This is a genomic window from Microcystis sp. LE19-131.1A (assembly GCF_027532015.1).
Classification (GTDB): domain Bacteria; phylum Cyanobacteriota; class Cyanobacteriia; order Cyanobacteriales; family Microcystaceae; genus Microcystis; species Microcystis ichthyoblabe_A.
Map to the genome: position 1 here is coordinate 1 of NZ_JAPZSS010000291.1, position 22,704 is coordinate 22,704.

Here is a 22,704-nt window from a genome sequence, read left to right on the forward strand (position 1 = left end):
TGTGGCACTTGTATAGGCGATAGCTATAACAATTATCAGCTTTGATAAGTATTGCGGTGCTAATTGAGAACCTTCTAAGCTATAGCCTCCCGACTTAAAATCTCGGAACATTTCCTCAATATCAAATCTTTTTTGATAGGCCATTATTGCCGTCTCTAAATCCCCAAAATTTGTCAGAATATACCAAGGTTCTTTTGTTTGAAAACCCCGATAGGTTTTTTTCCACTTACCAGCTAAGTTAAACTGGACAAATCCCTGCTCTTTTGTAATATTGACATCATTCAAAAATAGTTGAGTTCCTAGACTTAAACCTAAGGCTCTCATTTCTTGATAAATTCCTTCTTTTGTCTTGACATTTGTACTTTGTTTTTGTCTTAAGCAAAAGTATAAAATCTGCTTCTGAAGCCACTTTCCAAGACTGACCGAGCAAAATTATCTATCTCCTAACACCACTATTTTATGACCTGATAGCACGGTCAATGTTTTTTCTAATACTCGCTGCTGTTCTTCGAGATTACTACTTCCTTTTTTATCCAATATCTCCCAATAGATTGGGATGGCTCTCTTGTCATAAATTAGACTCACCATCAAGATATTAATTGCTCCCCAACTCGTTCGGTCTATGGCAATATACGCTAATCTTTTTGTTGTGAATCTCTCCTGCTGTTTTAACATCTCTTTTAAGCAGAGAAACCAGATTTTTTTAATATTCAGAATTTCCAGCTTGAAAAATCTTTTTAGTTTTTTTCTCCGACTCTCAAACAGGATTGGTATTGGCAGTGCTTCTGCTAATATCTCTAACTTAGCTTGCTTTAGTATTTGCCAGGTTCCAACTATCATTAACAACAGTAGATATCTGGCTCGTCCCAGTTCATTTTCTAACACTTTCTGGTATAGTTCACTTATCATTTTCGTTATTTAGGTCATATATGGTAAATATGACTTATCTTTTTTTGGAGTCCGTATCTGTATTCCGTGCTACATAAGCTTTTCAGCTTGCTTGTCCCCCTGTCAGCTAAGAGGGTTTTGCCAACTCCGGGTACATCTTCCAGGAGAGCGTGGCCACCACTGAGTAAGGCCACCAGCACAATGCGAATCGATTCGGCCGACGATGCTCTGGCTCAAATTTTCCATCAAAATATCAATAGCGTCTCTCATAACACAAATGGGGTATTTTGTCAAGAAGATTAATGTTAAGTTTTTTTTATCTTAACGATTCTTTTCCCAATTTGCCCACACTAGCGAGGAAAGTTGACAGACAATGGCGGGAAATTTTCTTTTAGGGAGCTAATCAGGGTTAGGGTGGCGAGCAGGGAGAAAATTAGTTAAGAATTGTTGCCAGTGGGCGAAATCAAGATTTTCAGTCGGTTCAGTACGGTAAAATCGAGAAGAATTTCTCTTAATCAGTGAAGATGAAAGCCAGTTCGCTCGTTTTTAGTCTTGTTTTAGGCATCGCAGCCAGTACATTAACCAATAGTTTACCCGAAAATTTGACTTTCAATTCTCGGAAAATATTGGCTCAAGATCAGGCTCCTTCCTGTCCACTCCCTCCAGATATTGCCATCACTTTTCGCAATAGTGAATGTCAGGCAGTTACCCTAGAAAAACCCCAGACTTTTTTCCGTTATTATAGTGACGAAAATTACAAAAAAGGTCGTTTTCTGACCACGGATCAATATACCACCAATGTGGAAGTGATCAGGAATTTAGCCCTCGATCAAAAGTGGAATCCTCCCAATCAAGCGACCAAAGTAGTATCGGTGACTTTGCCGGCGGGAACAACGGTTTATCAAGGAATTGTCGCCCCCCAGAATCCACCTTATTGTTATCACGGTGGTGGTCAGCAAACTTTTATTAAAGACTCGCGAGATGCCAATATACAATGGGGAGAGGGGCGAGGACTAACGCTTACATCTCTTTGGTGTCACTAGAATATTATGGAAACGAAAATAAGGGAATTAGTTCAATCAATTGACCAAGCTATTACCGTGGCCGAACAGATGCGAGAAACAGAAAGATCGACTCGGATTGAGGGTTTAATTTCTGTCCTAAAAACCATCAAAAGTCAGGCTTTAGCTGGTCAATTACCACCGTCTCAAGGCATTGTTACCCTAGGATTAGCGCGAGAAGTAGCTGATTGGATCGATCCCCTCGATTCTCCTTTATTGAAAGCGGTGGGTAAAGTAGAAAGAGAATATCAAAAATATTAGTAGTTGTCGGTTACAGAAGTTAAAATTAACCGAGAGCGATCGCAGTCTATCTCGATCTGATTTTTTAATCGATCGAGAGAATTAAATTTCTGTTCTGGTCGCAGGAATTGCACTAAATCCATCGTTAAAATCCGATCATATACATGGCCCGACCAATCCAATAAATGGATTTCCACACTGATAGTTTTTCCCTCGATCGTGGGACGATAACCGATATTCATAACTGCTGGTAAGCGAGAACCATCGAGATGCACCCAACCGCAATAAACCCCCAGTCGCGGCAATAATTTATCGGGAGGAACCTGTAGATTAGCGGTATGAAAACCTAATGTTCTCCCCAGTTGTTGCCCGATGACCACACGACCGGTTAAACTGTAGGGACGACCTAACATTTGTCCGGCTTGCTCAACGTTTCCTGCTGCCAAAGCTTGACGAATTAGGGAACTACTAATTCGACCCGTCCCACAGTTTTTTAAAGCAACAATCTCGACTTTAATGTTAAATTGAGAGGCGATCTGTAATAAATCTTCGGCTGTACCTTGACGACGATAACCGAAGCGAAAATCTTGACCAACACTGATCGATTTAGCCTGTAATTTTGCTACTAAAATCTGTTCGATAAAAGCCAAGGGAGTCAGGGAAGCTAATTGAGCAGAGAAAGGCAGTAAAACTAATTGTTTAACGCCTAAATTCTCTAAAACCTCTACCTTTTCCCCTAGAGGAGTTAATAACTGCCATTTTTCCCCCGTAAAAAATTCCCGCGGGTGGGGAGTAAAACTAACAACGGTGGGATAAGCGGGTTCATCCTGAAAAATTGGCTGTAGGACGGTTTGATGACCTAGGTGCAAACCATCAAAGTTACCAAGAGCGATCGCACTAGGGGCTAAAATACGGGTATTAGGGGAATCTACAATCCACACGCTGGCTTTAAGAACAGATACAAGAGAATAATTCAAGCGATTAATCTTGAGTGTAGCCTTTTGATTCTATATCAATCGGGCGATTAAGCCAAAAAAACACCCCCAATCCCTTGAAGACCTTTGGAAGCTTTACCAAATTGAACGTGAACGATCCCGGTGCGATCGGCCTGGCATTCCCAATTAATTGCACCGGAAAGATGAGGGAAACAAGCATTCATTAATTGTTCAGTTCGTTCTTGTTTTGGTCGTCTGTGGTTGTTCTTCGTGCTGTTGTGGTTTCCCAATCTGAATCAAGCATAAGGTTCTTGTTTTTGTTTCTTTGGTTCTAATCCTGTTGCTAATCATAGAGCGATCCCGAAAGGATAAGGTTTACCATAGTAAGGTGGCTGATTTTTTTACACCTTATTTTATTTATTGTGTATAATTAAGATAATGACGGCTAATTTTGAATGGGATGAAGATAAAGCTAAGATAAATCTGAGAAAACACGATATTTCTTTTAATGAGGCTAAAACTGTATTTGAAGATACCTATTCTTTGACTTTAGATGATCCTACTCATTCAATCTTAGAAGATCGTTTTTTGACAATTGGTTATTCTAGTCAAAACCGCTTGCTTTTAGTTGTTCATGCTGAAAGACAAGGAAACATCAGAATCATTAGTGCTAGGAGAGTAACTAAACATGAAAGAAAAATCTATGAACAAAGTAATCAATGATCCCATCAAAGATGATGAAATGTTAGATGATTATTCTGAGGTTTTAACGGAGTCTCATTTAAAAAGTGCAGTGAGAGGAAAGTATGCTCAGTCTTTAGCAGATAAGGATACTTCTAGCGTTAAAATTATAGCAGAAAATGAAGAGAGATATGTTAACATGAAAACCATTGAAGTTGCAGCATTCGTTAACAATGAAGGTCAATTAACCGTACAAGTTCCTTCAAATTTAAAAGAAGGACAATATCAGGCTGTATTGATTATAGAAGAACCCAAAAATGAAAATCAATGATCTTAGAATAGATAAAATCCCAAAAAAAAAACCCCAATTACTTGGAGGCTTTTTCAAAGAAAAATAACTGTCATTAACCTTCTGCTAATTTCAGATCCCGCAGGGCGCTAATATCCACTTGAATCGATGGCCCCATGGAGGAAGAAACGTAAACTGTGCGCCAGTAACGACCTTTTGCCCCGGAAGGACGGTTTCTGTCCACCGTTTCCTGTAAAGCTTTCAAATTAACTAACAGATCCTCAGCACTAAAAGAAGCTTTACCAAATTGAACGTGAACGATCCCAGTGCGATCGGCCCGGAATTCTAATTTACCCGCTTTAAACTCAGAGATCGCTCCCGTTAAATCCGTGGTTACGGTTCCCCCTTTCGGTGAGGGCATTAAACCCCGTGGACCGAGTTGACGACCTAATTTAGCCACTTTCGGCATCATATCGGGGGTGGCAATTAACACCTCGAAATCCATCATCCCCTTGGCGATTTCTTCGATTAATTCTTCTGAACCAACGATATCGGCCCCAGCATTGTTCGCTTCCTGCACCTGTTCCCCGCGAGTAATCACCGCTACCCGCACCGTGCGTCCGGTTCCTTTAGGTAAACTGACCGTTGTCCGCAGTTGTTGGTCGGTATATTTAGGATCGATACCTAAACGAATATGAGCTTCGGCGGTTTCGTCGAATTTCGCCGTCGCTAATTCCTTTAATAATGTCAGTGCCTCTAATGGCTCGTAGGCTTTATTTTCTACCTTAGCCTGGGCATCTCGCAAACGTCGTGAAACTTTTTTTACCATCTGATTTGTTGCTCCTTGGGTAATAACGAAGCTTAACTTCTCCCCGTAATAAGATTTAGTCTGAGATCTTGACACCCATATTTCTGGCCGTTCCTGCCACAATATTCATGGCCGCTTCGATGTCGTTAGCGTTAAGATCGGGCATTTTAGTTTGGGCGATTTCGCGTAATTGGTCGCGGGTAATGGTGGCGACAAATTTCTTGTTAGGTTCGTTGGAACCTCTTTCTACACCGGCAGCTTTACGGATGAGAACGGAAGCGGGGGGAGTTTTGAGGACAAAGGTAAAACTCCGATCCTCAAAAACGGAGATTTCCACAGGGATGATCATCCCAGCCTGATCGGCGGTTTTAGCGTTGTAATCTTTACAAAACGCCATAATATTCACCCCGTGTTGACCCAAAGCAGGACCGACCGGAGGAGCAGGGTTAGCCTTACCAGCAGGTAAAGCTAGTTTAATAATTGCGACGACTTTTTTAGCCATGATTTAGTTTTGTTTTTCGACTTGATTAAATTCCAATTCGACCGGGGTATCCCGACCAAAAATGGAGAGCAGGGCCTTGAGTTTGCCGCGCTCGGGACTAACTTCGATCACTTCCCCTTCAAAGTCCTTAAATGGACCGGATAGAACCAAGATTTGATCGCCAACTTCCATATTGATTTTGACGACGGGTTCTTGAATCTGAGCTTGTTTGAAGATGCGATCGACTTCTGACATACTCAAGGGTAGCGGGGTGACGTGACCGCGGCCGCGTCCGTAGTGGCGTTTTTGTTCGGCCCCGACAAAGTTGATCACATGGGGGGTGTTTTTCACCACCTGCCAAGCGTCATCATCCATGATCATTCTGATCAGGACATAACCGGGGAAGACTTTTTCCTCACCGTGTTGCCGTGAACCATCCTTGCGGACTTTGACGGTGGCCGCTTGGGGAATCTGAACTTGCAGAATGCGATCGGCCACATCGAGGGTGTGGATGCGCTGCTCCAAATTAGCTTTGACCCGTTTCTCACAACCGGAAGCCACCTGCACGGCATACCAACGGGGTTTTTTCGGTAGGCCGCTAAGATTGAGTTCTTCGGGAAACTGCTCTTCTTCTAGATTCATGGGAACACCTTCCCCGCACCCCAGGCAAAGAATTTATCGATTAGATAGATGAGAGTGGCTACTAAAGTCACCATTAACATCACCGCCGCCGATTCGCTCAAAAGTTGCTGACGGGAAGGCCAGACGACTTTGGCGAGTTCTTCTTTGGTTTCATTGACGAATTCCTTGACCTGAAAAGAGCTTCCCTCTTTCTTGTCGCTCGCGTCTTTTTCTAGGGTTTCTTTTTTGGCCACGATCGCTACTCCTTAAAATGATACTCAAGCTATCCTTAACTTATCATTTTCACCGGACAACCCACACTAACCCTCAGACATTTAGATTATGTCCTTTGCAATTATCGGCTTGGTGATTACCAAACGCGCCCTGGAGGACTTGAACCCCCGACATCAGGTTTTGGAGACCTGCGTTCTACCAACTGAACTAAGAGCGCCCATTCGCTAAACCATTTGGCTTTTTTAAGGCCTTTATTTATTATAGCGTAGTTGTTGGCGATTAAGCAACTTTCTTGGTTAGGCTGTCGCCGGAAATTTTTTAGAGAGGGCGATCGAAACGTTCTTGGACCCTGGTGGCTTTGCCAACCCGATCGCGCAGATAGTAGAGTTTCGCCCGGCGTACTTTACCACGACGGATGATCTTGATATTGGCAACCCGGGGCGAGTGGAGCAGGAAGACTCTTTCTACTCCCACACCCTGGAAGACTTTGCGTACTGTAATCGTTTCGTTGATACCGCCATGGCGTTTGGCGATGACAATGCCCTCGTAGGGCTGAATCCGCTCTTTATCTCCTTCGACGATTCGCACCCCTACCCGGATCGTGTCACCGACATGGATAATGGGCAGATCGCTCTTGAGATACTCGGCTTCGATTGATTTGATAATCTCTTCCGTTTTCATCGGCTTTCGTAAAACTGACAATTTACTATCATACCATATTTTTTTAAGTACAGCCTTTCTCGTCTAAATGAAATATGATCTAAACGGGATTAGGGACTTGCGCTTTGATAATGTATCTTTTGGGCGAACGCAGTTCGCCCCTACATTGTGGACAAAATCCGTTACTGTAGAAGTGCCAGGAACCTGCGCCCTCCGATCGCTCAAGTGTGCTGATCACCCTAAGTAGGGGGAAGTCCTTCGAGAGTCCCCGCAGCTAAGGGACTTACGCTTTGATAATATGCTATCTGGCTGGTCTGATTCTTCTACAGAGCGATTTTCTGGCTGGGATATTATTCCCAAGCAAGTCCCCCACGTCCAGCTTGCAGTAGTAGCCAACAACCCCGACGAGCAAGCCATTTGCGCCCAATACCTGCGCCATAATCGCGTCAGATACTTTGCTTTGATCTAAGATTGAGTCAGCAATATCTAATTTGGAGTCTCAGGCAATGGAACCGATTTCTCTAATTCTCGCTGCGTTGGCTGCTGGTGCGGTTGCTGCTGCTAAGGATACGGCAGGAACAGCGGTTAAGGATGCTTATGAGGGTTTAAAAGCGTTGATTAAGAAGAAATTTGCAGAAAAAGGGAAAACAGATGATAGTGATATCGTCGATAAACATGAGAAAAAACCAGATTCAGAGGGGGTAAAAACACTGCTCAAAGAAGAGTTAATTGAAGCAAAAATTGATAGAGATGCAGAGGTTATTAAGACAGCAGAAGCATTACTTAAGCAATTAAAACCTGAAGAATTTGCCGCAGGTAAGTATAATATTAATGTTGGTGGTGATATTAAGGGAATGGTGGGAGATGGTACTTTGAAGGGAATTGCAGGAGATATTAGTGGTGGAAATATTAGTCAGAACATTAATTAGTTGAGGATTATTTAGGAGGGAAATTTATGTCAATTACTGTTGAGGTAGAACTTAAAGATTTTCTAATTCAAATCAATCAAAAGTTAGATAATCTTCAAAAAGATGTTACTGATATTAAGATTGAACTTAGTGAAGTTAAAGGTGAAATTAAGCGTCTGGAGGAAAAAATCGATGGTGTCGAGAAGCGTCTGGAGGAAAAAATTGATGGTGTCGAGAAGCGTCTAGAGGGAAAAATTGATGGATTGGAAAAGCGCTTAGAGAATCAAGAGTTTGTCAGTCGAGGGATTTTAGTTGCTTTAATTGTAACGATTTTAGGCGGTTTGGCTAAATTGTTTGGTTTAGTAGGAAGTCCTTAAAGAGTGCTAATTCTAAAACTGCAATTTAAAGTTAACTTTAAAAGAATAATTTTGGGGTAGCAAAAATGACTGATAAAAGTTATTATTCAGAAATAGGTGGTGATGTTAAAGGTCTTAGCGGTGATGGTGAATTTAAGGGAATTGCGGGTGATATTAGTGGCGGTGTAATCAATCAATATATTATCACCCAAAAGTCAGGAGTTGAGATTCAGGCTCAAACTTTAATTACGGGTTCACCTTATTTGGGTTTAAGGAAGTTTGAGGTAGATGATAAGGATAGGTTTTTTGGGCGAGATAATTGGATTATTGAGTTAACTGATTATTTAAAGCAAAAGAATGTTTTATTGCTTTTAGGTGCGTCGGGAAGTGGTAAGTCTTCTCTCGTGCAAGCGGGTTTAATTCCTAAGTTAAAGGATAATTTGGGCGCGAATAAATTGGTTAATTTAACTTTTGTTCCTGATGTTAATCCCTTTGAGTCTTTCTATGGTTGTCTTTTGGCAAATAGATATAAACAATCCCAAGCAAAGTTAGCACAAGCTGTTAAGGAAGATACTTTAATTAAGGTGGTTGAAGGATTAAAAAATAATTCTGATTTATGGTTTATTTTTATTGACCAATTTGAGGAGTTATTTACTCGTACACCGAAGACAGAAAGGGATATTTTTATTAAAAGTTTGGTTAATTTAATTGAAAATAATAATAGTTTAGTTAAAATTGTGATGACGATGAGGGCGGATTTTTTAGATAAATTAAGTCCTTATCCCAGTTTAGGAAAAATCCATGATCAGTATAGCAAGATGTTAACGGATATGGATGAAAGTGAGTTAAGATTAGCTATTGCTGAACCGGCGGCGAGAAATGGGGTAATCTTTGAAAAGGGATTAATTAATCAAATTATTGCGGATTTTTATGAACAGGCTGGCTCTTTACCTCTGTTACAATATACGTTAGATTTATTGTGGCAAAAAAATCATATTCAAGAGCGGGTTTTAAATAATAAGATTTATCAAGAGATTGGTGGGGTAACGGGTGCGCTAGAAAAACAAGCGGATAAAATTTATAGTAAATTTAATGAACAGCAAAGGAAAGCAGCAGAGGAAATTTTTCTAGAGTTAATTAGTTTAGAAGGGAAAGAAGCGGTTAGCAGAAGGGCGGATAAATCGAGTTTTGAACAGGAGGAAATGCAAAGGGAGGTTCTCTATCAATTGATAGATAATCGTCTTTTGGTGAGTAAGGGAGAAGACGGGAAAGCAACGGTTGAGGTGGCACATGAGGAGTTAATTCGTTCTTGGAAAGTGTTACAGGATTTAATTCGAGAAAAAGAGGAGATAATTGTTCTGAGAAGTCGTTTATATGCTGATGCTAAACAGTGGGATGATTTACAGAAGCAAGATGCAGTAAAAGCGAGTAGTGAGCTTTGGGGAGGTTCTAAGTTAGCCAAAATTGTTGAGTTTCAAAAGAATAATTCTCTGCCTAATTTAGATACTGTGGCGATAGAGTTTATTAAGGCGAGTGTTACTCAAGCTGAACGACAAAAAAATGAAAAAATTAGAACAGCGCGAAGGATTGCGGCGGGTTCCTTGGTAGCGGTGGTGGTTAGTAGTAGTTTGGGTTTGATGGCTTGGCAAAAAACCCAACAAGCGGAATATAATCAAGCTGAGTCTCTGGGACGATATTCCTTATCTCTGTTTAATGAAGGAAATGAGTTGGAGGCTTTTATCGAAGCAATTAAGGCAGGAAGAATTCTACAAAACCAACACGCATACAATCAAGAGGTAACAGATATCTTGTGGAAAGCTCTTGTTGAGGGAAGTGAATATAATCGCTTAGAAGATTATTTTAGTGAAAAAGTCAAGAGTATTAACATTAGTCCAGACGGCAATACTTTGGCTTCTGCTGACGATAACAAGACAATCAAACTGTGGAATTTAAAGACAGGAAAAAAAATTACTACCCTTACAGGGCATACTTACTATGTTAAAAGCGTAAGTTTTAGCCCTGACGGTAAGATACTAGCTTCTGGTAGTAGTGACAACACTATTAAGCTTTGGAATGTAGAAACAGGAGAAGAAATCCGCACTCTTAAAGGGCATAATAATGTTGTCGTTAGCATGAAATATAGTCCCAATGGCAAGACATTGGCTTCTGGTAGTAATGACAAGACAATCAAACTTTGGAATGTGGAGACAGGACAAGAAATCCGCACTCTCAAGGCACATAATGGCTATGTCAAAAGCCTTAGTTTTAGCCCCGACGGTAAGACTTTGGCTTCTGGTAGTTGGGATAAAACAATCAAACTTTGGAATGTAGAAACAGGAAAAGAAATTCGCACTTTTAATAATCATAATAGCTATGTCTATAGCGTGAGTTTTAGTCCCGACGGTAAGACTTTAGCTTCTGGTAGTTGGGATAAAACAATCAAACTTTGGAATGTAGAAATAGGGAAAGAAATTCGTACCATTAATGGGCATGATGGCTGGGTTACTAGCCTGAGTTTTAGCCCCGATGCTAAGACATTGGCTTCTGGTAGCAATGACAAGACAATCAAACTTTGGAATGTGGAGACAGGACAAGAAATCCGCACTCTTAAGGGGCATAACAGCGTTATCATTGGCGTTAATTTTAGCCCCGATGGTAAGACTTTGATTTCTGGTAGTGAAGACAGCATTATCAAACTTTGGAATGTAGAGATAGAAAAAGGAATCCGCACCCTCAAGGGACATGATTGGGTAGTCACTACCGTTAGTTTTAGCCCTAATGGTAAGATATTGGCTTCTGGTAGTGGAGATAAGACAATCAAACTGTGGAATGTAGAGACAGGCAACGAAATTCGCACCCTTATGGGGCATAATGACTGGGTTCGGAGCGTTAGTTTTAGCCCCGATGGTAAGGTGTTAGCTTCTGGTAGTCATGACAACACTATCAAACTCTGGAATATAGAAACAGGCAAAGAAATCCGCACCCTCAAGGGGGATAGCGGTGTCAGAAGCGTTAATTTTAGTCCCGATGGCAAGACTTTGGTGAGCGGTAGTGGTGACGGGACTATCAAACTCTGGAATGTAGAGACAGGCCAAGAAATCCGCACCCTCAAGGGGCATGATAACTCTGTCATAAGCGTTAATTTTAGTCCCGACGGCAAGACTTTGGTGAGCGGTAGTGATGACAACACCATCAAACTCTGGAATGTAGAAACAGGCGAACTAATCCGCACCCTCAAGGGGCATGATAGAGATGTCAAAAGCGTTAATTTTAGTCCCGACGGCAAGACTTTGGTGAGCGGTAGTGAGGACAAGACTATCAAACTCTGGAATGTAAAAACAGGCGAAGAAATCCGCACCCTCAAGGGGCATGATAACTCTGTCTATAGCGTTAATTTTAGTCCCGACGGCAAGACTTTGGTGAGCGGTAGTCTGGACAAGACTATCAAACTCTGGAATGTAGAAACAGGCCAAGAAATCCGCACCCTCAAGGGGCATGATAACTCTGTCTATAGCGTTAATTTTAGTCCCGACGGCAAGACATTGGTGAGCGGTAGTGATGACAAGACTATCAAACTCTGGAATCTTGGGACAGACTGGGGTTTAAGTGATTTAATGGGGCGTAGTTGCGATTGGGTGCGGGTTTATTTACACAATCCTAATTCTGGTGTCAGGGAGGAGGATAGGGGTTTGTGTGATGGGATTGGTGAGGAGAAGTGATAATATAGTTACATATTATGGAGATTTAGAGAAGAAAATGATCTTACTCAATTATTGTGAAAAAGCTTTACAAAAAGCACAATACAAAAGGCTAAATGACGGTACTTGGTTTGCTGAAATAGAAGGCTTTCAAGGCGTTTGGGGAAATGGATTGACCGTTGAAGAATGCCGTCAAGACTTACTAGAAGTTCTAGAAGAATGGATCATTTTAAAATTACAAGATGGCGACCCTTTACCTATCATAGATGGATTAGAAATTAAAGTTACAACAGTTGCAGAAGTTTAGTTATGCCATCAGCAATTTCTCGCAGAAAATTAATCAGAAAATTGAAAGCTTTAGGTTACACAGGGCCTTTTTCTGGTAGTAAACATCAATTTATGAAAAAGGGTCAACATAAAATTCGCATCCCTAACCCTCATGGAAATCAAGAAATCTCTACAGATTTAGTTAAGGAAATTCTCAAACAAGCGGGTATTAGTGATGAAGAATGGGACAACAGTTAAACAGTATTGGTTATATATTTAGGATTTGATCTTTATGATTCTTTTCATATCGCTTGCGCTGAATATGCTAGAATAGACGTATTGTTAACCACCGATGACAGATTACTGAGAAAAGCCATAAAATACAGTAAATTATTGCAAGTAAAATTAGCAGAATTAAATATCTTAACCAATTAATAAAGCGAGAAAGTATGAGCAACCCTTCTCGCTTTATTATAACTAAACCAACGCCTCCACAGCTTGCGGAACTACTGCCGTCTCAGTTGTGGGATTTTCCCCTAGGTAAATTCCCAAAGAACGGGCTGTTTTGACGATAAAACCATCAGGATCAACGGGATAGGCACAGCGATGCTCTTGATGACATTGTTTGATAATTTTGATCACTGGTTTCAGGGGCAAACTACGCACTTGTCCCCCGCGCCAAATCACCACGCGATCGAGTTTACCCTGTTCGATTAATTCTACGGCCTTAATGCCGAAGGCCGTGGCTAACAGTCGATCCATGGCCAAAGGAGGACGACTTCTTTGCAGGTGTCCCAAAGACATGGCCCGCACATCCATGGAATTGAGATAACAGAAGACGGGATCGGTAACGCACAAAGAGCGAGTTTTGTCAAATATTAATTTTTCTAAATAATCGGCAATATACTTCTCTTTTTGGTTATCTTCGTTTTTAACACCCTCAGAAATCACAATGAGAGCGAATTTACGACCTTGAGCGCGTAATTCTGCCAAATGACGACAACAACCGTCGATAATTGCGGGAGTGAGAGCCGGGGTTAATTCGGGAATAAAAATCGCATCGGCCCCCCCGGCAATCCCAGCATGAAGGGCTAAATGACCGGCATCTCTACCCATCACCTGCACAATCATCACCCTTTCGTGACTAGCGGCGGTAAAGGTGAGATCATACAAAGCTTGAGTGACGATATCCACGGCAGTGGTAAAACCGACTGCCCATTCCGTATAGGGAACGTCATTATCGATGGTTTTGGGAACCGCGATAATATTCCAGTTGCCTTTCTGGGCGAGATCGTAGATGATATCGATGCTCCCATCGCCTCCAACGACGATCAGGGCATCTAATCCCAGCATTTCGTATCCTTGCAGGATTTTCGTGGCAATTTCTGGGTTTTCGGGATGTCCTTTGCTTAAAGAACCCAAAACACTACCACTAAGAAACTGCAAAACGTCTAATCCTTTCAAGACCCCGGGTAGGTTATAGCCATGCTGAGTCAGGATCAAATCTTGGGGGTGATATTTTCCCTCGGCAATCTGCATAAAACCGTCGGTCCCGTAGGGAATGCCGTACACATCCCAACCCTTGAGTTTTGATGATTTCACCACCGCACGAATTACCGCATTTAACCCCGGGCAATCGCCACCACTGGTCAGAATACCGATTTTTTTCTTTTGATTCTCGTTCATAGTTATATCCTCCTGGATTTTTTTGTCAGTTATCAGTTATCAGTGATCAGATGTAAGTTTTCAGTTTTCAGTTAAGTAGCTGGTTATAATTAAATTAAAAATGGATTTTAGGTTCGATCCCCCCTGCCCCCCTTGATAAGGGGGGTGCCGATCCCCCCTGCCCCCCTTGATAAGGGGGGTGCCGATCCCCCCTGCCCCCCTTGATAAGGGGGGTGCCGATCCCCCCTGCCCCCCTTGATAAGGGGGGTGCCGATAGGCGGGGGGATCCCCCTTGATAAGGGGGGTGGCTGATAATTTTTAACGCCTACCTACTTAAGTTTTCAGTTCACTGATTACTGATTACTGTTTACTGGACGGCTACGCCGTGCCTTTGGCAACACTGAAAAAAGCTCCCCACTTCCCACTTTTATTTGCTGGTGGTTTGAAAACGTTTCCAAACAGGTTCGTAACTTTGCAGGGCTTTCATATACTGTACCCGTTCAAAAGCAGTCGGATCTGGGCAATTCATTTGACTCATACTGCCAATTAACTGCTCGATCGATTCGTACTCATTTTCTTCCAACCAATGCAATAAACCCTGTTCGATCTTGGTAATTTCCTCCAAACCGTGGCGTAATAAAACACTAACTAACATGGTCGCTTTTGCCCCTACCATCATCATTTTGATCACGTCGATGGCGTTATGAATACCACTGGTAGCGGCAAAATCCGTCGCTACACGACCGTAAAGCATGGCAATCCAGCGCAGGGGTAAACGCATTGCTTGGGGATTACTGAGGATAATATTAGGGTGAACATCCAAGGTGTCTAAGTCGATATCCGGCTGATAGAAACGGTTAAATAATACCAACCCATCGGCCCCTGCTTCCGCTAATTGTTTAGCCATATTGGCCGTATTGCTAAAGTAGGGACTTAACTTCATCGAGACGGGAATTGATACCTCCGATTTGACAATTTTGAGGATATCAATATAGTTTTGTTCGACGTGATTTCCGGTTAATTCTAGGTCGTTGGGAACATAATAAACATTCAACTCCAAAGCATCAGCGCCCGCTTGTTGAATTTGAATGGCATACTCCAACCATCCCCCGGAGGTCTCACCGTTGAGACTGGCAATAATGGGAATATCGACCATTTCTTTGGCTTTGCGAATATGGTTGAGATATTCGTCGGAACCAACGTGAAAAACCTCCGGTTCGGGAAAATAAGTCAAAGCTTCCGCAAAACTCTCGGCTCCGTGGGTAAAATGATGGTGTAGAGCCAGTCTTTCGTGTTTAATCTGCTCCTCGAAAAAGGAGTGTAAAACCACGGCAGCGGCCCCAAAGTCTTCCATTCTCTTGATATTGTCGATATCCTCGCTCAAGGGTGCGGCCGCACCGATGACTAGCGGCGATCGCAATTGTAAACCCATGTAAGTAGTGTGTAGATTCATAACTATTCGTTGCTCCCTGTACCTTTTGCTGCTAAATACTGATACATTTGCCAGCGCGTATCCACATCTGCTTGTGCTTCTTTGAGCAGACGTTTAGCTTCCTCCGGCTTACTGGTGGCCAACATCTTAAAGCGATTCTCCGAGTAGAGAGTTTGCGCTACGGTAAGCTTAGGCGCACGGCTGTCCAATTGCAGGGGATTTTTGCCTTCTTTAGCTAAATCGGGATGATAACGGTACATTAACCAGCGACCGCTTTCCACCACTTCTTTTTGATGGTTCATGGCGGTGGTCATGTTGATCCCGTGAGCAATACAGTGAGAATAGGCGATAATTAACGATGGACCGTTGTAAGCTTCCGCTTCTAGGAAAGCTTTGATAGTTTGCTCGTTTTTTGCCCCCATAGCCACGCTGGCCACATAGACGTTACCGTAGGTCATGGCCATTAAACCGAGGTCTTTTTTCGGTCCTGGTTTGCCACCAGAAGCAAATTTAGCTACGGCGGCGCGAGGAGTAGCTTTCGAGGCCTGGCCGCCTGTATTCGAGTAAACTTCCGTATCCATGACCAAAATATTCACATTACGACCACTAGCTAAAACGTGATCTAAGCCACCATAACCGATGTCGTAGGCCCAACCGTCACCCCCGACAATCCAGACGCTTTTCTTGACCAGATAATCGGCGACGGATAACAACATTTTCACCTGCGTGGTCGGGGTTAATTGCCCTAAACGGGATTTTAGGGACTCTACCCGTTGCCGTTGTTCGTAAATTTCCGCTTCATCCACTTGGTGACAATTGAGAATATCTGCCGCTAGACTTTCTCCGATTTCGCTGGCGAGGGTTGCTAACAGTTCGGCGGCAAATTCTGCCTGTTTATCGATGGAAACCCGGAATCCTAAGCCAAATTCGGCATTATCTTCAAAGAGGGAATTGGACCAGGCCGGACCGCGACCTTCGGCATTAACTGCCCAGGGTGTTGTCGGTAAGTTACCTCCGTAGATAGATGAACAACCGGTGGCATTAGCCACTATCATGCGATCGCCAAATAGTTGACTGACTAATTTAACGTAGGGAGTCTCACCACAACCGGCACAAGCGCCGGAAAACTCAAAGAGAGGTTCCTGCATTTGCTGATGGTTAATTTTATTGAGATTTAGGCTTAATCGGTCTGGATTAGGCAAATTAAGGAAGAAATCCCAGTTAACTCGTTCCTGTTCTCGCAGGGGCAATTGGGAAGCCATATTAATGGCTCTTAGACGCGGTTGCGATTTGTTTTTAGCGGGGCAAACATCAACGCAGATACCGCAACCGGTACAATCTTCGGCGGCCACTTGGATGGTGAATTTCAGCCCTTTCCAGTCGTGATCCTTGGCATTAGCGACTTTAAAGGTTTCTGGGGCCGTGGCTAATTCGGCCTCATCATAGACTTTCGAGCGAATAACGGCGTGGGGACAAACGAGAACGCATTTACCGCACTGAACACAGACATCCGCATCCCAAACGGGGATTTCTTGGGCAATATTGCGTTTTTCCCATTGGCTAGTGGCGGTGGGGTAAGTACCATCGTTGGGAAGGGAGCTAACGGGCAATTCATCCCCGTGACGGGCGATAATTTTGCCGAGGACTTCTCGGACGAAAGCGGGTGCAGTGTCGGGAATCGGTGGTCTTAATTCAAAAGCTTCGGGGGTGACAGTGGCGGGAATTGAGACTTGATAGAGGTGTTCTAGGGCAGAATCCACGGCTTTAATGTTCATCTGCACGATTTCTTCGCCTTTCTTGCCGTAGGTCTTGCGGATGGCTTTTTTGATTTGTGCGATCGCGTCTTCCCGCGACAAAACCCCCGCTAGGGCAAAGAAACACACCTGCATAACGGTATTAATCCGACTGCCCATCCCCGCTTCTTTGGCTACTTGAGTGGCATTAATCGTATAAACTTGCAGATGTTTGTCGATGATAGTTTGCTGGAGATTGCGGGGTAGGTGACTAAATAGCTCCTCCGGTGGATAGGGACTATTGAGGAGAAAAATTGAGTTCGATTTAGCGGTTTCTAGCAGGTCAAATTGTTCGATAAATTCCCACTGATGACAGGCGATAAAGTTAGCATCGGTGATTAAATAGGTAGAGCGAATCGGCTCCGGACCAAAGCGTAGGTGAGAAACGGTGACGGAGCCAGATTTTTTGGAATCATAGACGAAATAACCCTGGGCATAATTATCAGTATCTTCACCGATAATTTTAATTGAATTTTTGTTAGCTCCCACCGTACCATCGGAACCTAAACCGTAGAAAACTGCCCGCACTACTTTGTCTGGTTCGGTGGAAAAACTGCGGTCATATTCCAGACTGGAAAAGGTAAGATCATCAACGATACCAATAGTGAAGTGATTTTTCGGTTTGTCGAGACTTAAGTTATCAAATATGCCAGCAACCATGGCTGGAGTAAATTCTTTGGAAGATAAACCATAGCGTCCTCCGACAATTTTCGGCAACTGACCTTCGTACTCTTCCATAAAGGCATTTACCACGTCTAAATATAGCGGATCGCCCCCGGCACCGGGTTCTTTACAGCGATCTAAAACGGCTATTTTTTTCACTGTGGTGGGCAAAGCTGCCAGTAATTTGTCGGCGGTAAAGGGACGATAGAGACGAACTTTTAAAACCCCAACTTTAGCCCCATTTTGATTGAGATAATCCACGGTTTCATGGACGGTTTCCCCTCCCGATCCCATTAACATAATCACTCTTTCGGCATCGGGCGCACCGTGGTATTCATAAAGATGGTATTGCCGTCCTGTTAATTGGGCAAAACGATCCATAATTTTTTGAGTGATATCGGGACAAGCATGATAGAAAGGATTGACGCTTTCCCTTGCCTGGAAATAAACATCGGGATTTTGTGCCGTGCCTCGTAACACCGGTCGATCGGGAGTTAAAGCTCTTTGACGATGGGCAATAATTAGGTCTTCATCTATCAGTTCTTTGAGAATTTCATCGCTAATTAATTCGACTTTTTGCACCTCATGACTGGTACGAAAACCATCAAAAAAGTGCAGAAAAGGAAGCCGCGTTTCTAGGGTGGTAGCTGTGGCAATAGCCGCCAGATCTTGAGCTTCTTGAACGGAATTAGCCGCTAACATAGCCCAACCCGTACTTCTGGCAGACATAACATCACTATGGTCCCCAAAAATTGACAATCCTTGGGCTGCTAAAGCACGGGCTGCCACATGGACTACTGAAGAGGTTAATTCCCCCGCAATTTTGTAGAAGTTGGGGAGCATTAATAATAATCCCTGGGAGGAAGTGAAAGTAGTAGTTAAAGAGCCTGTTTGTAGCGCTCCGTGCAGGGTTCCCGCTGCCCCACCTTCGCTCTGCATTTCGATTACGGAAGGAATGGTTCCCCAGAGATTAGCTCTCCGTTCGGCTGCCCAACTATCGGACCATTCACCCATAGGCGAGGAGGGAGTGATAGGATAAATAGCGATCACTTCACTGAGACGATAGGCAACGCGTGCAACAGCTTCGTTACCATCTATGGTTGCATAGGTTTTTGTGGTCATGTGTTCCCCTTAGTTTTTACGATATTTGTCGGGATTTTAAGTTTTTTTACGGCTCAATTTCGCACTAAATATCCTCTCGTTTCCCTGACAACCGAAGGATTTTCTTTGAGCGTCGCTTTTGACTCCCTATCTACTATTGGACGCTTACGGCAGACAGGCTTAAGTAGAGCAATTTTTCTGTCTCCACCTCGATCATTATCCAGATTCTCGGCTTTCTAGCAATTCGTTATTTTTTCTTAATACGCTGCTGAGTTTGCCAGCAACCGACCCTGGGGTTAATTAATATTCAGAATTGAGATAAAAATTAATGATACTTTTTAAAAAAAAGTGCTAGGTCAGAAGATAAGCTGTTGACTATCTAAATTACTCGTTAAGACTGCATGGGAGCAGGGAGAAGGAATTATGAATTATGAAGTGGGGAGAAGGGAGACTTTTTAGTTATCAGTGAACAGTAATCAGTAATCAGTGAACCGATACGGCCTTTCTCGTAAAGGTGAAGTACAGATTAACCCTTGCTAATCAAGTATGGTAGCCGCAAGAACGAACCTCATCTATCTGAGAAACGCTGTAACTCGCATCTGATAACTGATAAGGGACTTGCGCTTTGATAATGTACCTTTTGGGCGAACGCAGTTCGCCCCTACATTGTGGACAAAATCCGTTACTGTAGGGGCGCAAAGCTTGCGCCCTCCGATCGATTGGGATATTATTCCCACGCAAGTCCCTAACTGATAACTGATTCAAGGCTGTCTCGGAGTCTCCTAACCAAGCACGACAATTTTTGATTGTTGCCAGAGATCTAATAACCAGTTGATTTAGTCGGCCGATGAAGTTAAGATGTACTAGGTTAAACACAAATGAACTAAAGTACAAATTATCTTAACCCAAGGATAGGAAAATAGATCATGACTAACCTCGAATCCCTTACTCAAGCGCAACAGGAGTTGTACGACTGGCTAATTGAGTACATTCGCACTACTCAGCACGCCCCTTCCATCCGGCAAATGATGCGAGCGATGAATTTACGGTCTCCCGCACCGATTCAAAGCCGTTTAGAACGTTTACGCGCCAAAGGCTATATTGATTGGACAGAAGGAAAAGCACGCACCCTGCGGATTCTCAAACAACCAGTGCAAGGTTTACCGGTTCTGGGTGCGATCGCTGCTGGTGGTTTAGTGGAACCCTTCACCGATGTGGAAGAAAAATTCGATCTTTCTAACCTGTTGCAACGCAGTCAAGACTGTTATGCTCTGCGCGTTTCCGGAGACAGTATGATCGAGGACCATATTGCCGATGGGGATCTGGTGATTATGCGTTCTCTCACCGGCAATGAAGGGGTGTCCAATGGGGAAATCGTCGCCGCTAGAGTCGAAGGCCACGGCACTACTTTAAAACGTTTCTACCAAGAAGGAGAAATCATCACTCTCCAACCCTCCAATCAAAAATATCAACCAATTACAGCCAATACTGAACAAGTACAGGTACAAGGGGTTTTGGTTGGTGTTTGGCGCGGTTATTAGCCAAAACTGGGGCGCACTTAAGCGCCCCGATCATTTTTCCTTTCCTTGCTCCCAGAAAAAAATCGGGTGGGCAAACTAGGATAATAGAACGGAATCGAATATCTGTTTTCTTAGTTGCCAGATGTCACCCTGTTCTAGATGTGCCATCCAGCTAGTCAGCGGTCGCAACGCGCTCGCTACGCGAGATCGCTCTACATCTTTCCATTCAATTGTACCGATGGCATAATCTTGTTGCAATCGTCTGAGTCTTCTCCTACCTCGATGAAGGTTATTATTCCTGACGCGAACTCGACCGGGTAGAATGCGGAAACCGAGGAAGCTAGAACGGTATTTAGTGGCAAAAAGTTGACTTTTGATCGGATGAATTTTCAGCCTCAGTTTTACCAAGTATTCTTCAATTTTACCTCTGGCTTCGACCAGCAAATTTTGGTCATCCGAAAAGAGAGCAAAATCATCAACGTACCTGACATACTTGGTAGTTCTAATAACTTCCTTGATAAAATGATCGAGTCCATTAAGATAAATATTGGCAAAAAACTGACTGGTTAAATTACCAATAGGCAGACCTCATTTTCGTTCTAAAGGAGTCAGCCCAATTCATCAATTAAGTAGTCGTGCAAAATTAATTTCCTAGTAAAGATAGGCAAAAGGCAAGAGGTGGTTAGATATGTGTAATTAATTTTGCTTAGGTACTTAACTGACTGACCTATTCATAGCGTTTGAGATCGATCAATTTAAAATCTAATAAAAGTCGGGTCTGATGTCTGAGAACGGCTAACTCGGTGTTGATGTATTCAAGTTTGGCAAGCTTGCTTTTGGCAAATTTAGCCCTGATTAAATTCTCCAATATGTCATAGAGTTGATTAATTAATCTGTCTCCTATCGTGAACTTGTGAACCCTAGGAAAACGCTCTATAATCGGAACGTACTACTTCACCAAATCATAACACTTTTGAATCACCGATAACTCTTTCATTGCCTTCATAAAATTTAACATTAACCCCAATTTTCTCAAAAAAATCGACCCGCCTAAGGGCAGGAAAGAAAAGAAAAGAGAAAAAATAGGGAATGAGGGTAAAAAGAGAAAAAGGGTTAGAGAGTTCTCTTCTACAGTATCAAGAGTAGTCTATATGTACTATAAGCAATAAAAAAATCGCCGGAAAAGGGAAAAAGAGAAAAGAATAAAGGGAAATCAAGTCCTGGGGAAGCGGCAGACAACTCGAAAACCGCTGTCGCTGTAGTTGCGGAAGCCGGGGTTGTACCTGACACGAGGCGCACTGCGACAGTCCCACGGATCGTCGTTCCAAGAACCGCCGCGTAGTACCCTAGTTCTTTTATTACTTAATAGTTGTATAACATTATTTTCATCAAGTAAATATTGCTCTGCGCTTTGTTCTTCATCCCAAACTTCGCTATCAGTCTGTGTTTTATCCTGATAGCTGTCGTGCCAAGGGTCTAAACACCATTCCCAAACATTTCCGTGCATATCATAGATTCCCCAAGCATTCGCGGGAAAGCTCTTAACCGGGGTTGTTCCTTCTCGATATTCGCCTTTACTGCCAGGGCCGTAGGTATAGTTACCATCATAATTAGCCAATTCCGTTGACAGGGTTTCGCCAAAATAAAACGGGGTTGGGGTTGTGGTTCCCGCTCGACAGGCGTATTCCCACTGCGCTTCGGTGGGTAGCCGATAATCTTTCTGGGTCTTCCGACGTAGCCGCGCGCAGAATTCGATCGCATCTCGCCAACTAATCTGCTCCACGGGTCGCCGAGGGTCGCCTTTAAACTGGGAAGGGTCGGGATTTAGATATTCTACTACCTTCTGCCAACCCGCGACCACCGCCCATTGCTCTTGGGTAATCGGGGTTTGTCCCATCAAAAAGCTCTCTACGCTGACGGGGTGTTGGGGTCGTTCATCCTTATCACCCTCTTCTCCCTGCGGGCATCCCATCCAAAATTCACCAGACGGTACGAGGACGAGAGAAAGTTTTATTAGGGGTTCTTGATAAACCGTTATCTGCTGACTACGCTTACTGATAATTGTGATGGTCACTGCTGTCGTTCGCTGGTGGATTGAAAAGAAGAACTCTTCGGTTTCCCTACCAAGCTCTCCTTTTCGGTTGATTTTTGGATACCTCTAGGATATCGCCGGAGTCGGTCTGGACTTTCCCTACTTCACGCCCGATGGATTCCCATCCACCGGCTCTGGAATTAACTCTGGCAAATATTCACCACAGTGGGAAAGTGCTGGGGAAGCGGCAGACAACTCGAAAACCGTTGTTGTTGTTGTTGCGGTTGTCGGGGTTGTTCCTGTTACGATTCGCACTGCGACAGTTCCTCGGATTGTTGTTCCAAGAACCGCCGCTCTATTGCCGACCCCAA

25 protein-coding genes, 1 tRNA gene and 3 pseudogenes are annotated in these 22,704 nt (G+C 43.3%); 11 read left to right on the forward strand and 18 right to left on the reverse strand.

The annotated features are described in order from the left end of the window. The 3 genes and pseudogenes from O9323_RS20500 to O9323_RS20510 form a co-directional block, all read right to left on the reverse strand. Positions 1-324, reverse strand: a pseudogene (locus O9323_RS20500) (IS4 family transposase); the annotation flags it as partial. Between the two features lie 108 nt (positions 325-432). Then, entirely contained in the window at positions 433-885 is a 453-nt protein-coding gene (locus O9323_RS20505; RefSeq protein WP_288125674.1) for a hypothetical protein, read from the reverse strand. A 128-nt stretch (positions 886-1,013) separates the two neighbouring features. Then, positions 1,014-1,158 (reverse strand): annotated as a pseudogene (locus O9323_RS20510) (AAA family ATPase); the annotation flags it as partial. Positions 1,159-1,412: 254 nt separating this feature from the next. Between O9323_RS20510 and O9323_RS20515 the strand changes: the two are divergent. Beyond that, entirely contained in the window at positions 1,413-1,931 is a 519-nt protein-coding gene (locus O9323_RS20515; protein ID WP_193979403.1) for a hypothetical protein, read from the forward strand. A gap of 6 nt (positions 1,932-1,937) precedes the next feature. Next, a complete protein-coding gene (locus O9323_RS20520) occupies positions 1,938-2,210 on the forward strand; it encodes a hypothetical protein (RefSeq protein ID WP_002754305.1) in 273 nt (90 codons plus the stop codon). Here O9323_RS20520 and O9323_RS20525 read toward each other — a convergent pair. Beyond that, positions 2,207-3,130: a bifunctional riboflavin kinase/FAD synthetase gene (locus O9323_RS20525; protein ID WP_002754306.1), complete on the reverse strand. Its 924-nt coding sequence runs from the start codon at positions 3,128-3,130 to the stop codon at positions 2,207-2,209. The genes O9323_RS20520 and O9323_RS20525 overlap by 4 nt on opposite strands. A gap of 83 nt (positions 3,131-3,213) precedes the next feature. Next, positions 3,214-3,348, reverse strand: coding sequence for a hypothetical protein (locus tag O9323_RS20530; RefSeq protein WP_002754309.1), 135 nt, complete (start codon positions 3,346-3,348; stop codon positions 3,214-3,216). 214 nt (positions 3,349-3,562) lie between these two features. Here O9323_RS20530 and O9323_RS20535 point away from each other — a divergent pair, with 214 nt between their 5' ends. Then, complete coding sequence (locus O9323_RS20535) at positions 3,563-3,847, forward strand: BrnT family toxin (protein ID WP_002754310.1); 285 nt, start codon at positions 3,563-3,565, stop codon at positions 3,845-3,847. Continuing rightward, the gene (locus tag O9323_RS20540) at positions 3,813-4,136 is read left to right on the forward strand and encodes a hypothetical protein (protein WP_002754312.1); all 324 of its coding nucleotides are present in this window, start codon (positions 3,813-3,815) and stop codon (positions 4,134-4,136) included. The genes O9323_RS20535 and O9323_RS20540 overlap by 35 nt, the downstream gene beginning before the upstream one ends. A 73-nt stretch (positions 4,137-4,209) precedes the next feature. On the opposite strand, the gene rplA is transcribed toward O9323_RS20540, so the two are convergent. From rplA to rplS, 6 genes are all read right to left on the reverse strand, one after another. Continuing rightward, positions 4,210-4,923: a 50S ribosomal protein L1 gene (gene rplA / locus O9323_RS20545; RefSeq protein ID WP_002742736.1), complete on the reverse strand. Its 714-nt coding sequence runs from the start codon at positions 4,921-4,923 to the stop codon at positions 4,210-4,212. A 55-nt stretch (positions 4,924-4,978) separates the two neighbouring features. Continuing rightward, entirely contained in the window at positions 4,979-5,404 is a 426-nt protein-coding gene (gene rplK / locus O9323_RS20550; RefSeq protein ID WP_002735897.1) for a 50S ribosomal protein L11, read from the reverse strand. Between the two features lie 3 nt (positions 5,405-5,407). After that, a complete protein-coding gene (gene nusG / locus O9323_RS20555) occupies positions 5,408-6,025 on the reverse strand; it encodes a transcription termination/antitermination protein NusG (RefSeq protein WP_002735925.1) in 618 nt (205 codons plus the stop codon). Further along, entirely contained in the window at positions 6,022-6,258 is a 237-nt protein-coding gene (gene secE, locus O9323_RS20560) for a preprotein translocase subunit SecE (protein ID WP_002737505.1), read from the reverse strand. Before secE ends, nusG begins: the two co-directional genes overlap by 4 nt. Before the next feature lie 124 nt (positions 6,259-6,382). After that, a tRNA-Trp gene (locus tag O9323_RS20565) sits at positions 6,383-6,455 on the reverse strand. Positions 6,456-6,556: 101 nt separating this feature from the next. Further along, a complete protein-coding gene (gene rplS, locus O9323_RS20570; protein ID WP_002754314.1) occupies positions 6,557-6,919 on the reverse strand; it encodes a 50S ribosomal protein L19 in 363 nt (120 codons plus the stop codon). Positions 6,920-7,196: 277 nt separating this feature from the next. Between rplS and O9323_RS20575 the strand changes: the two genes are divergently transcribed. The 6 genes from O9323_RS20575 (at position 7,197) to O9323_RS20600 (ending at position 12,385) form a co-directional block, all read left to right on the forward strand. After that, positions 7,197-7,367 carry a hypothetical protein gene (locus O9323_RS20575; protein WP_187602872.1) on the forward strand — a complete coding sequence of 57 codons (171 nt, stop codon included), beginning with the start codon at positions 7,197-7,199 and terminating at the stop codon, positions 7,365-7,367. A 37-nt stretch (positions 7,368-7,404) separates the two neighbouring features. After that, the gene (locus tag O9323_RS20580; RefSeq protein WP_288125675.1) at positions 7,405-7,827 is read left to right on the forward strand and encodes a Het-E N-terminal domain-containing protein; all 423 of its coding nucleotides are present in this window, start codon (positions 7,405-7,407) and stop codon (positions 7,825-7,827) included. A gap of 26 nt (positions 7,828-7,853) precedes the next feature. Continuing rightward, positions 7,854-8,183, forward strand: coding sequence for a coiled-coil domain-containing protein (locus O9323_RS20585; protein ID WP_287967373.1), 330 nt, complete (start codon positions 7,854-7,856; stop codon positions 8,181-8,183). 65 nt (positions 8,184-8,248) lie between these two features. Further along, complete coding sequence (locus tag O9323_RS20590) at positions 8,249-11,881, forward strand: nSTAND1 domain-containing NTPase (protein WP_288125676.1); 3,633 nt, start codon at positions 8,249-8,251, stop codon at positions 11,879-11,881. Beyond that, on the forward strand, positions 11,859-12,167 hold the full coding sequence (locus O9323_RS20595; protein ID WP_002754318.1) for a type II toxin-antitoxin system HicB family antitoxin: 309 nt from the start codon (positions 11,859-11,861) through the stop codon (positions 12,165-12,167). The genes O9323_RS20590 and O9323_RS20595 overlap by 23 nt, the downstream gene beginning before the upstream one ends. Positions 12,168-12,169: 2 nt before the next feature. Next, positions 12,170-12,385, forward strand: coding sequence for a type II toxin-antitoxin system HicA family toxin (locus O9323_RS20600; RefSeq protein ID WP_002738249.1), 216 nt, complete (start codon positions 12,170-12,172; stop codon positions 12,383-12,385). A 219-nt stretch (positions 12,386-12,604) separates the two neighbouring features. On the opposite strand, the gene O9323_RS20605 is transcribed toward O9323_RS20600, so the two are convergent. The 3 genes from O9323_RS20605 to nifJ form a co-directional block, all read right to left on the reverse strand. Continuing rightward, the gene (locus O9323_RS20605; RefSeq protein ID WP_288125677.1) at positions 12,605-13,813 is read right to left on the reverse strand and encodes an ATP-dependent 6-phosphofructokinase; all 1,209 of its coding nucleotides are present in this window, start codon (positions 13,811-13,813) and stop codon (positions 12,605-12,607) included. Positions 13,814-14,219: 406 nt separating this feature from the next. Then, positions 14,220-15,245 carry a dihydroorotate dehydrogenase-like protein gene (locus O9323_RS20610; RefSeq protein ID WP_002754321.1) on the reverse strand — a complete coding sequence of 342 codons (1,026 nt, stop codon included), beginning with the start codon at positions 15,243-15,245 and terminating at the stop codon, positions 14,220-14,222. Between the two features lie 2 nt (positions 15,246-15,247). Then, positions 15,248-18,802, reverse strand: a complete 3,555-nt coding sequence (gene nifJ, locus O9323_RS20615) for a pyruvate:ferredoxin (flavodoxin) oxidoreductase (RefSeq protein ID WP_272095114.1) — start codon at positions 18,800-18,802, stop codon at positions 15,248-15,250. Positions 18,803-19,707: 905 nt separating this feature from the next. On the opposite strand from nifJ, the gene lexA reads away from it, so the two are divergent. Next, complete coding sequence (gene lexA / locus O9323_RS20620) at positions 19,708-20,322, forward strand: transcriptional repressor LexA (RefSeq protein WP_288125678.1); 615 nt, start codon at positions 19,708-19,710, stop codon at positions 20,320-20,322. 75 nt (positions 20,323-20,397) lie between these two features. Here lexA and O9323_RS20625 read toward each other — a convergent pair whose 3' ends face one another. The 4 genes and pseudogenes from O9323_RS20625 to O9323_RS22985 all read right to left on the reverse strand — a co-directional run. Beyond that, positions 20,398-20,886 carry an RNA-directed DNA polymerase gene (locus tag O9323_RS20625; protein WP_353851606.1) on the reverse strand — a complete coding sequence of 163 codons (489 nt, stop codon included), beginning with the start codon at positions 20,884-20,886 and terminating at the stop codon, positions 20,398-20,400. Between the two features lie 142 nt (positions 20,887-21,028). After that, a complete protein-coding gene (locus O9323_RS20630; RefSeq protein WP_353851607.1) occupies positions 21,029-21,241 on the reverse strand; it encodes a hypothetical protein in 213 nt (70 codons plus the stop codon). Between the two features lie 273 nt (positions 21,242-21,514). Further along, positions 21,515-22,375, reverse strand: coding sequence for a formylglycine-generating enzyme family protein (locus O9323_RS20635; protein WP_288125679.1), 861 nt, complete (start codon positions 22,373-22,375; stop codon positions 21,515-21,517). Between the two features lie 175 nt (positions 22,376-22,550). Further along, positions 22,551-22,637, reverse strand: a pseudogene (locus O9323_RS22985) (hypothetical protein); the annotation flags it as partial. Positions 22,638-22,704: the final 67 nt, after the last annotated feature.

Coding starts and splice junctions, on each gene's coding strand:
- rplK (WP_002735897.1), bottom strand. CDS start 5,404: ATGGCTAAAAAAGTCGTCGCAATTATTAAACTAGCTTTACCTGCTGGT.
- O9323_RS20515 (WP_193979403.1), top strand. CDS start 1,413: ATGAAAGCCAGTTCGCTCGTTTTTAGTCTTGTTTTAGGCATCGCAGCC.
- nusG (WP_002735925.1), bottom strand. CDS start 6,025: ATGAATCTAGAAGAAGAGCAGTTTCCCGAAGAACTCAATCTTAGCGGC.
- O9323_RS20585 (WP_287967373.1), top strand. CDS start 7,854: ATGTCAATTACTGTTGAGGTAGAACTTAAAGATTTTCTAATTCAAATC.
- nifJ (WP_272095114.1), bottom strand. CDS start 18,802: ATGACCACAAAAACCTATGCAACCATAGATGGTAACGAAGCTGTTGCA.
- O9323_RS20575 (WP_187602872.1), top strand. CDS start 7,197: ATGCTATCTGGCTGGTCTGATTCTTCTACAGAGCGATTTTCTGGCTGG.
- O9323_RS20600 (WP_002738249.1), top strand. CDS start 12,170: ATGCCATCAGCAATTTCTCGCAGAAAATTAATCAGAAAATTGAAAGCT.
- rplA (WP_002742736.1), bottom strand. CDS start 4,923: ATGGTAAAAAAAGTTTCACGACGTTTGCGAGATGCCCAGGCTAAGGTA.
- O9323_RS20590 (WP_288125676.1), top strand. CDS start 8,249: ATGACTGATAAAAGTTATTATTCAGAAATAGGTGGTGATGTTAAAGGT.
- O9323_RS20580 (WP_288125675.1), top strand. CDS start 7,405: ATGGAACCGATTTCTCTAATTCTCGCTGCGTTGGCTGCTGGTGCGGTT.
- O9323_RS20530 (WP_002754309.1), bottom strand. CDS start 3,348: ATGAATGCTTGTTTCCCTCATCTTTCCGGTGCAATTAATTGGGAATGC.
- O9323_RS20540 (WP_002754312.1), top strand. CDS start 3,813: ATGAAAGAAAAATCTATGAACAAAGTAATCAATGATCCCATCAAAGAT.
- rplS (WP_002754314.1), bottom strand. CDS start 6,919: ATGAAAACGGAAGAGATTATCAAATCAATCGAAGCCGAGTATCTCAAG.
- O9323_RS20610 (WP_002754321.1), bottom strand. CDS start 15,245: ATGAATCTACACACTACTTACATGGGTTTACAATTGCGATCGCCGCTA.
- O9323_RS20595 (WP_002754318.1), top strand. CDS start 11,859: ATGGGATTGGTGAGGAGAAGTGATAATATAGTTACATATTATGGAGAT.
- O9323_RS20605 (WP_288125677.1), bottom strand. CDS start 13,813: ATGAACGAGAATCAAAAGAAAAAAATCGGTATTCTGACCAGTGGTGGC.
- lexA (WP_288125678.1), top strand. CDS start 19,708: ATGACTAACCTCGAATCCCTTACTCAAGCGCAACAGGAGTTGTACGAC.
- O9323_RS20535 (WP_002754310.1), top strand. CDS start 3,563: ATGACGGCTAATTTTGAATGGGATGAAGATAAAGCTAAGATAAATCTG.
- O9323_RS20520 (WP_002754305.1), top strand. CDS start 1,938: ATGGAAACGAAAATAAGGGAATTAGTTCAATCAATTGACCAAGCTATT.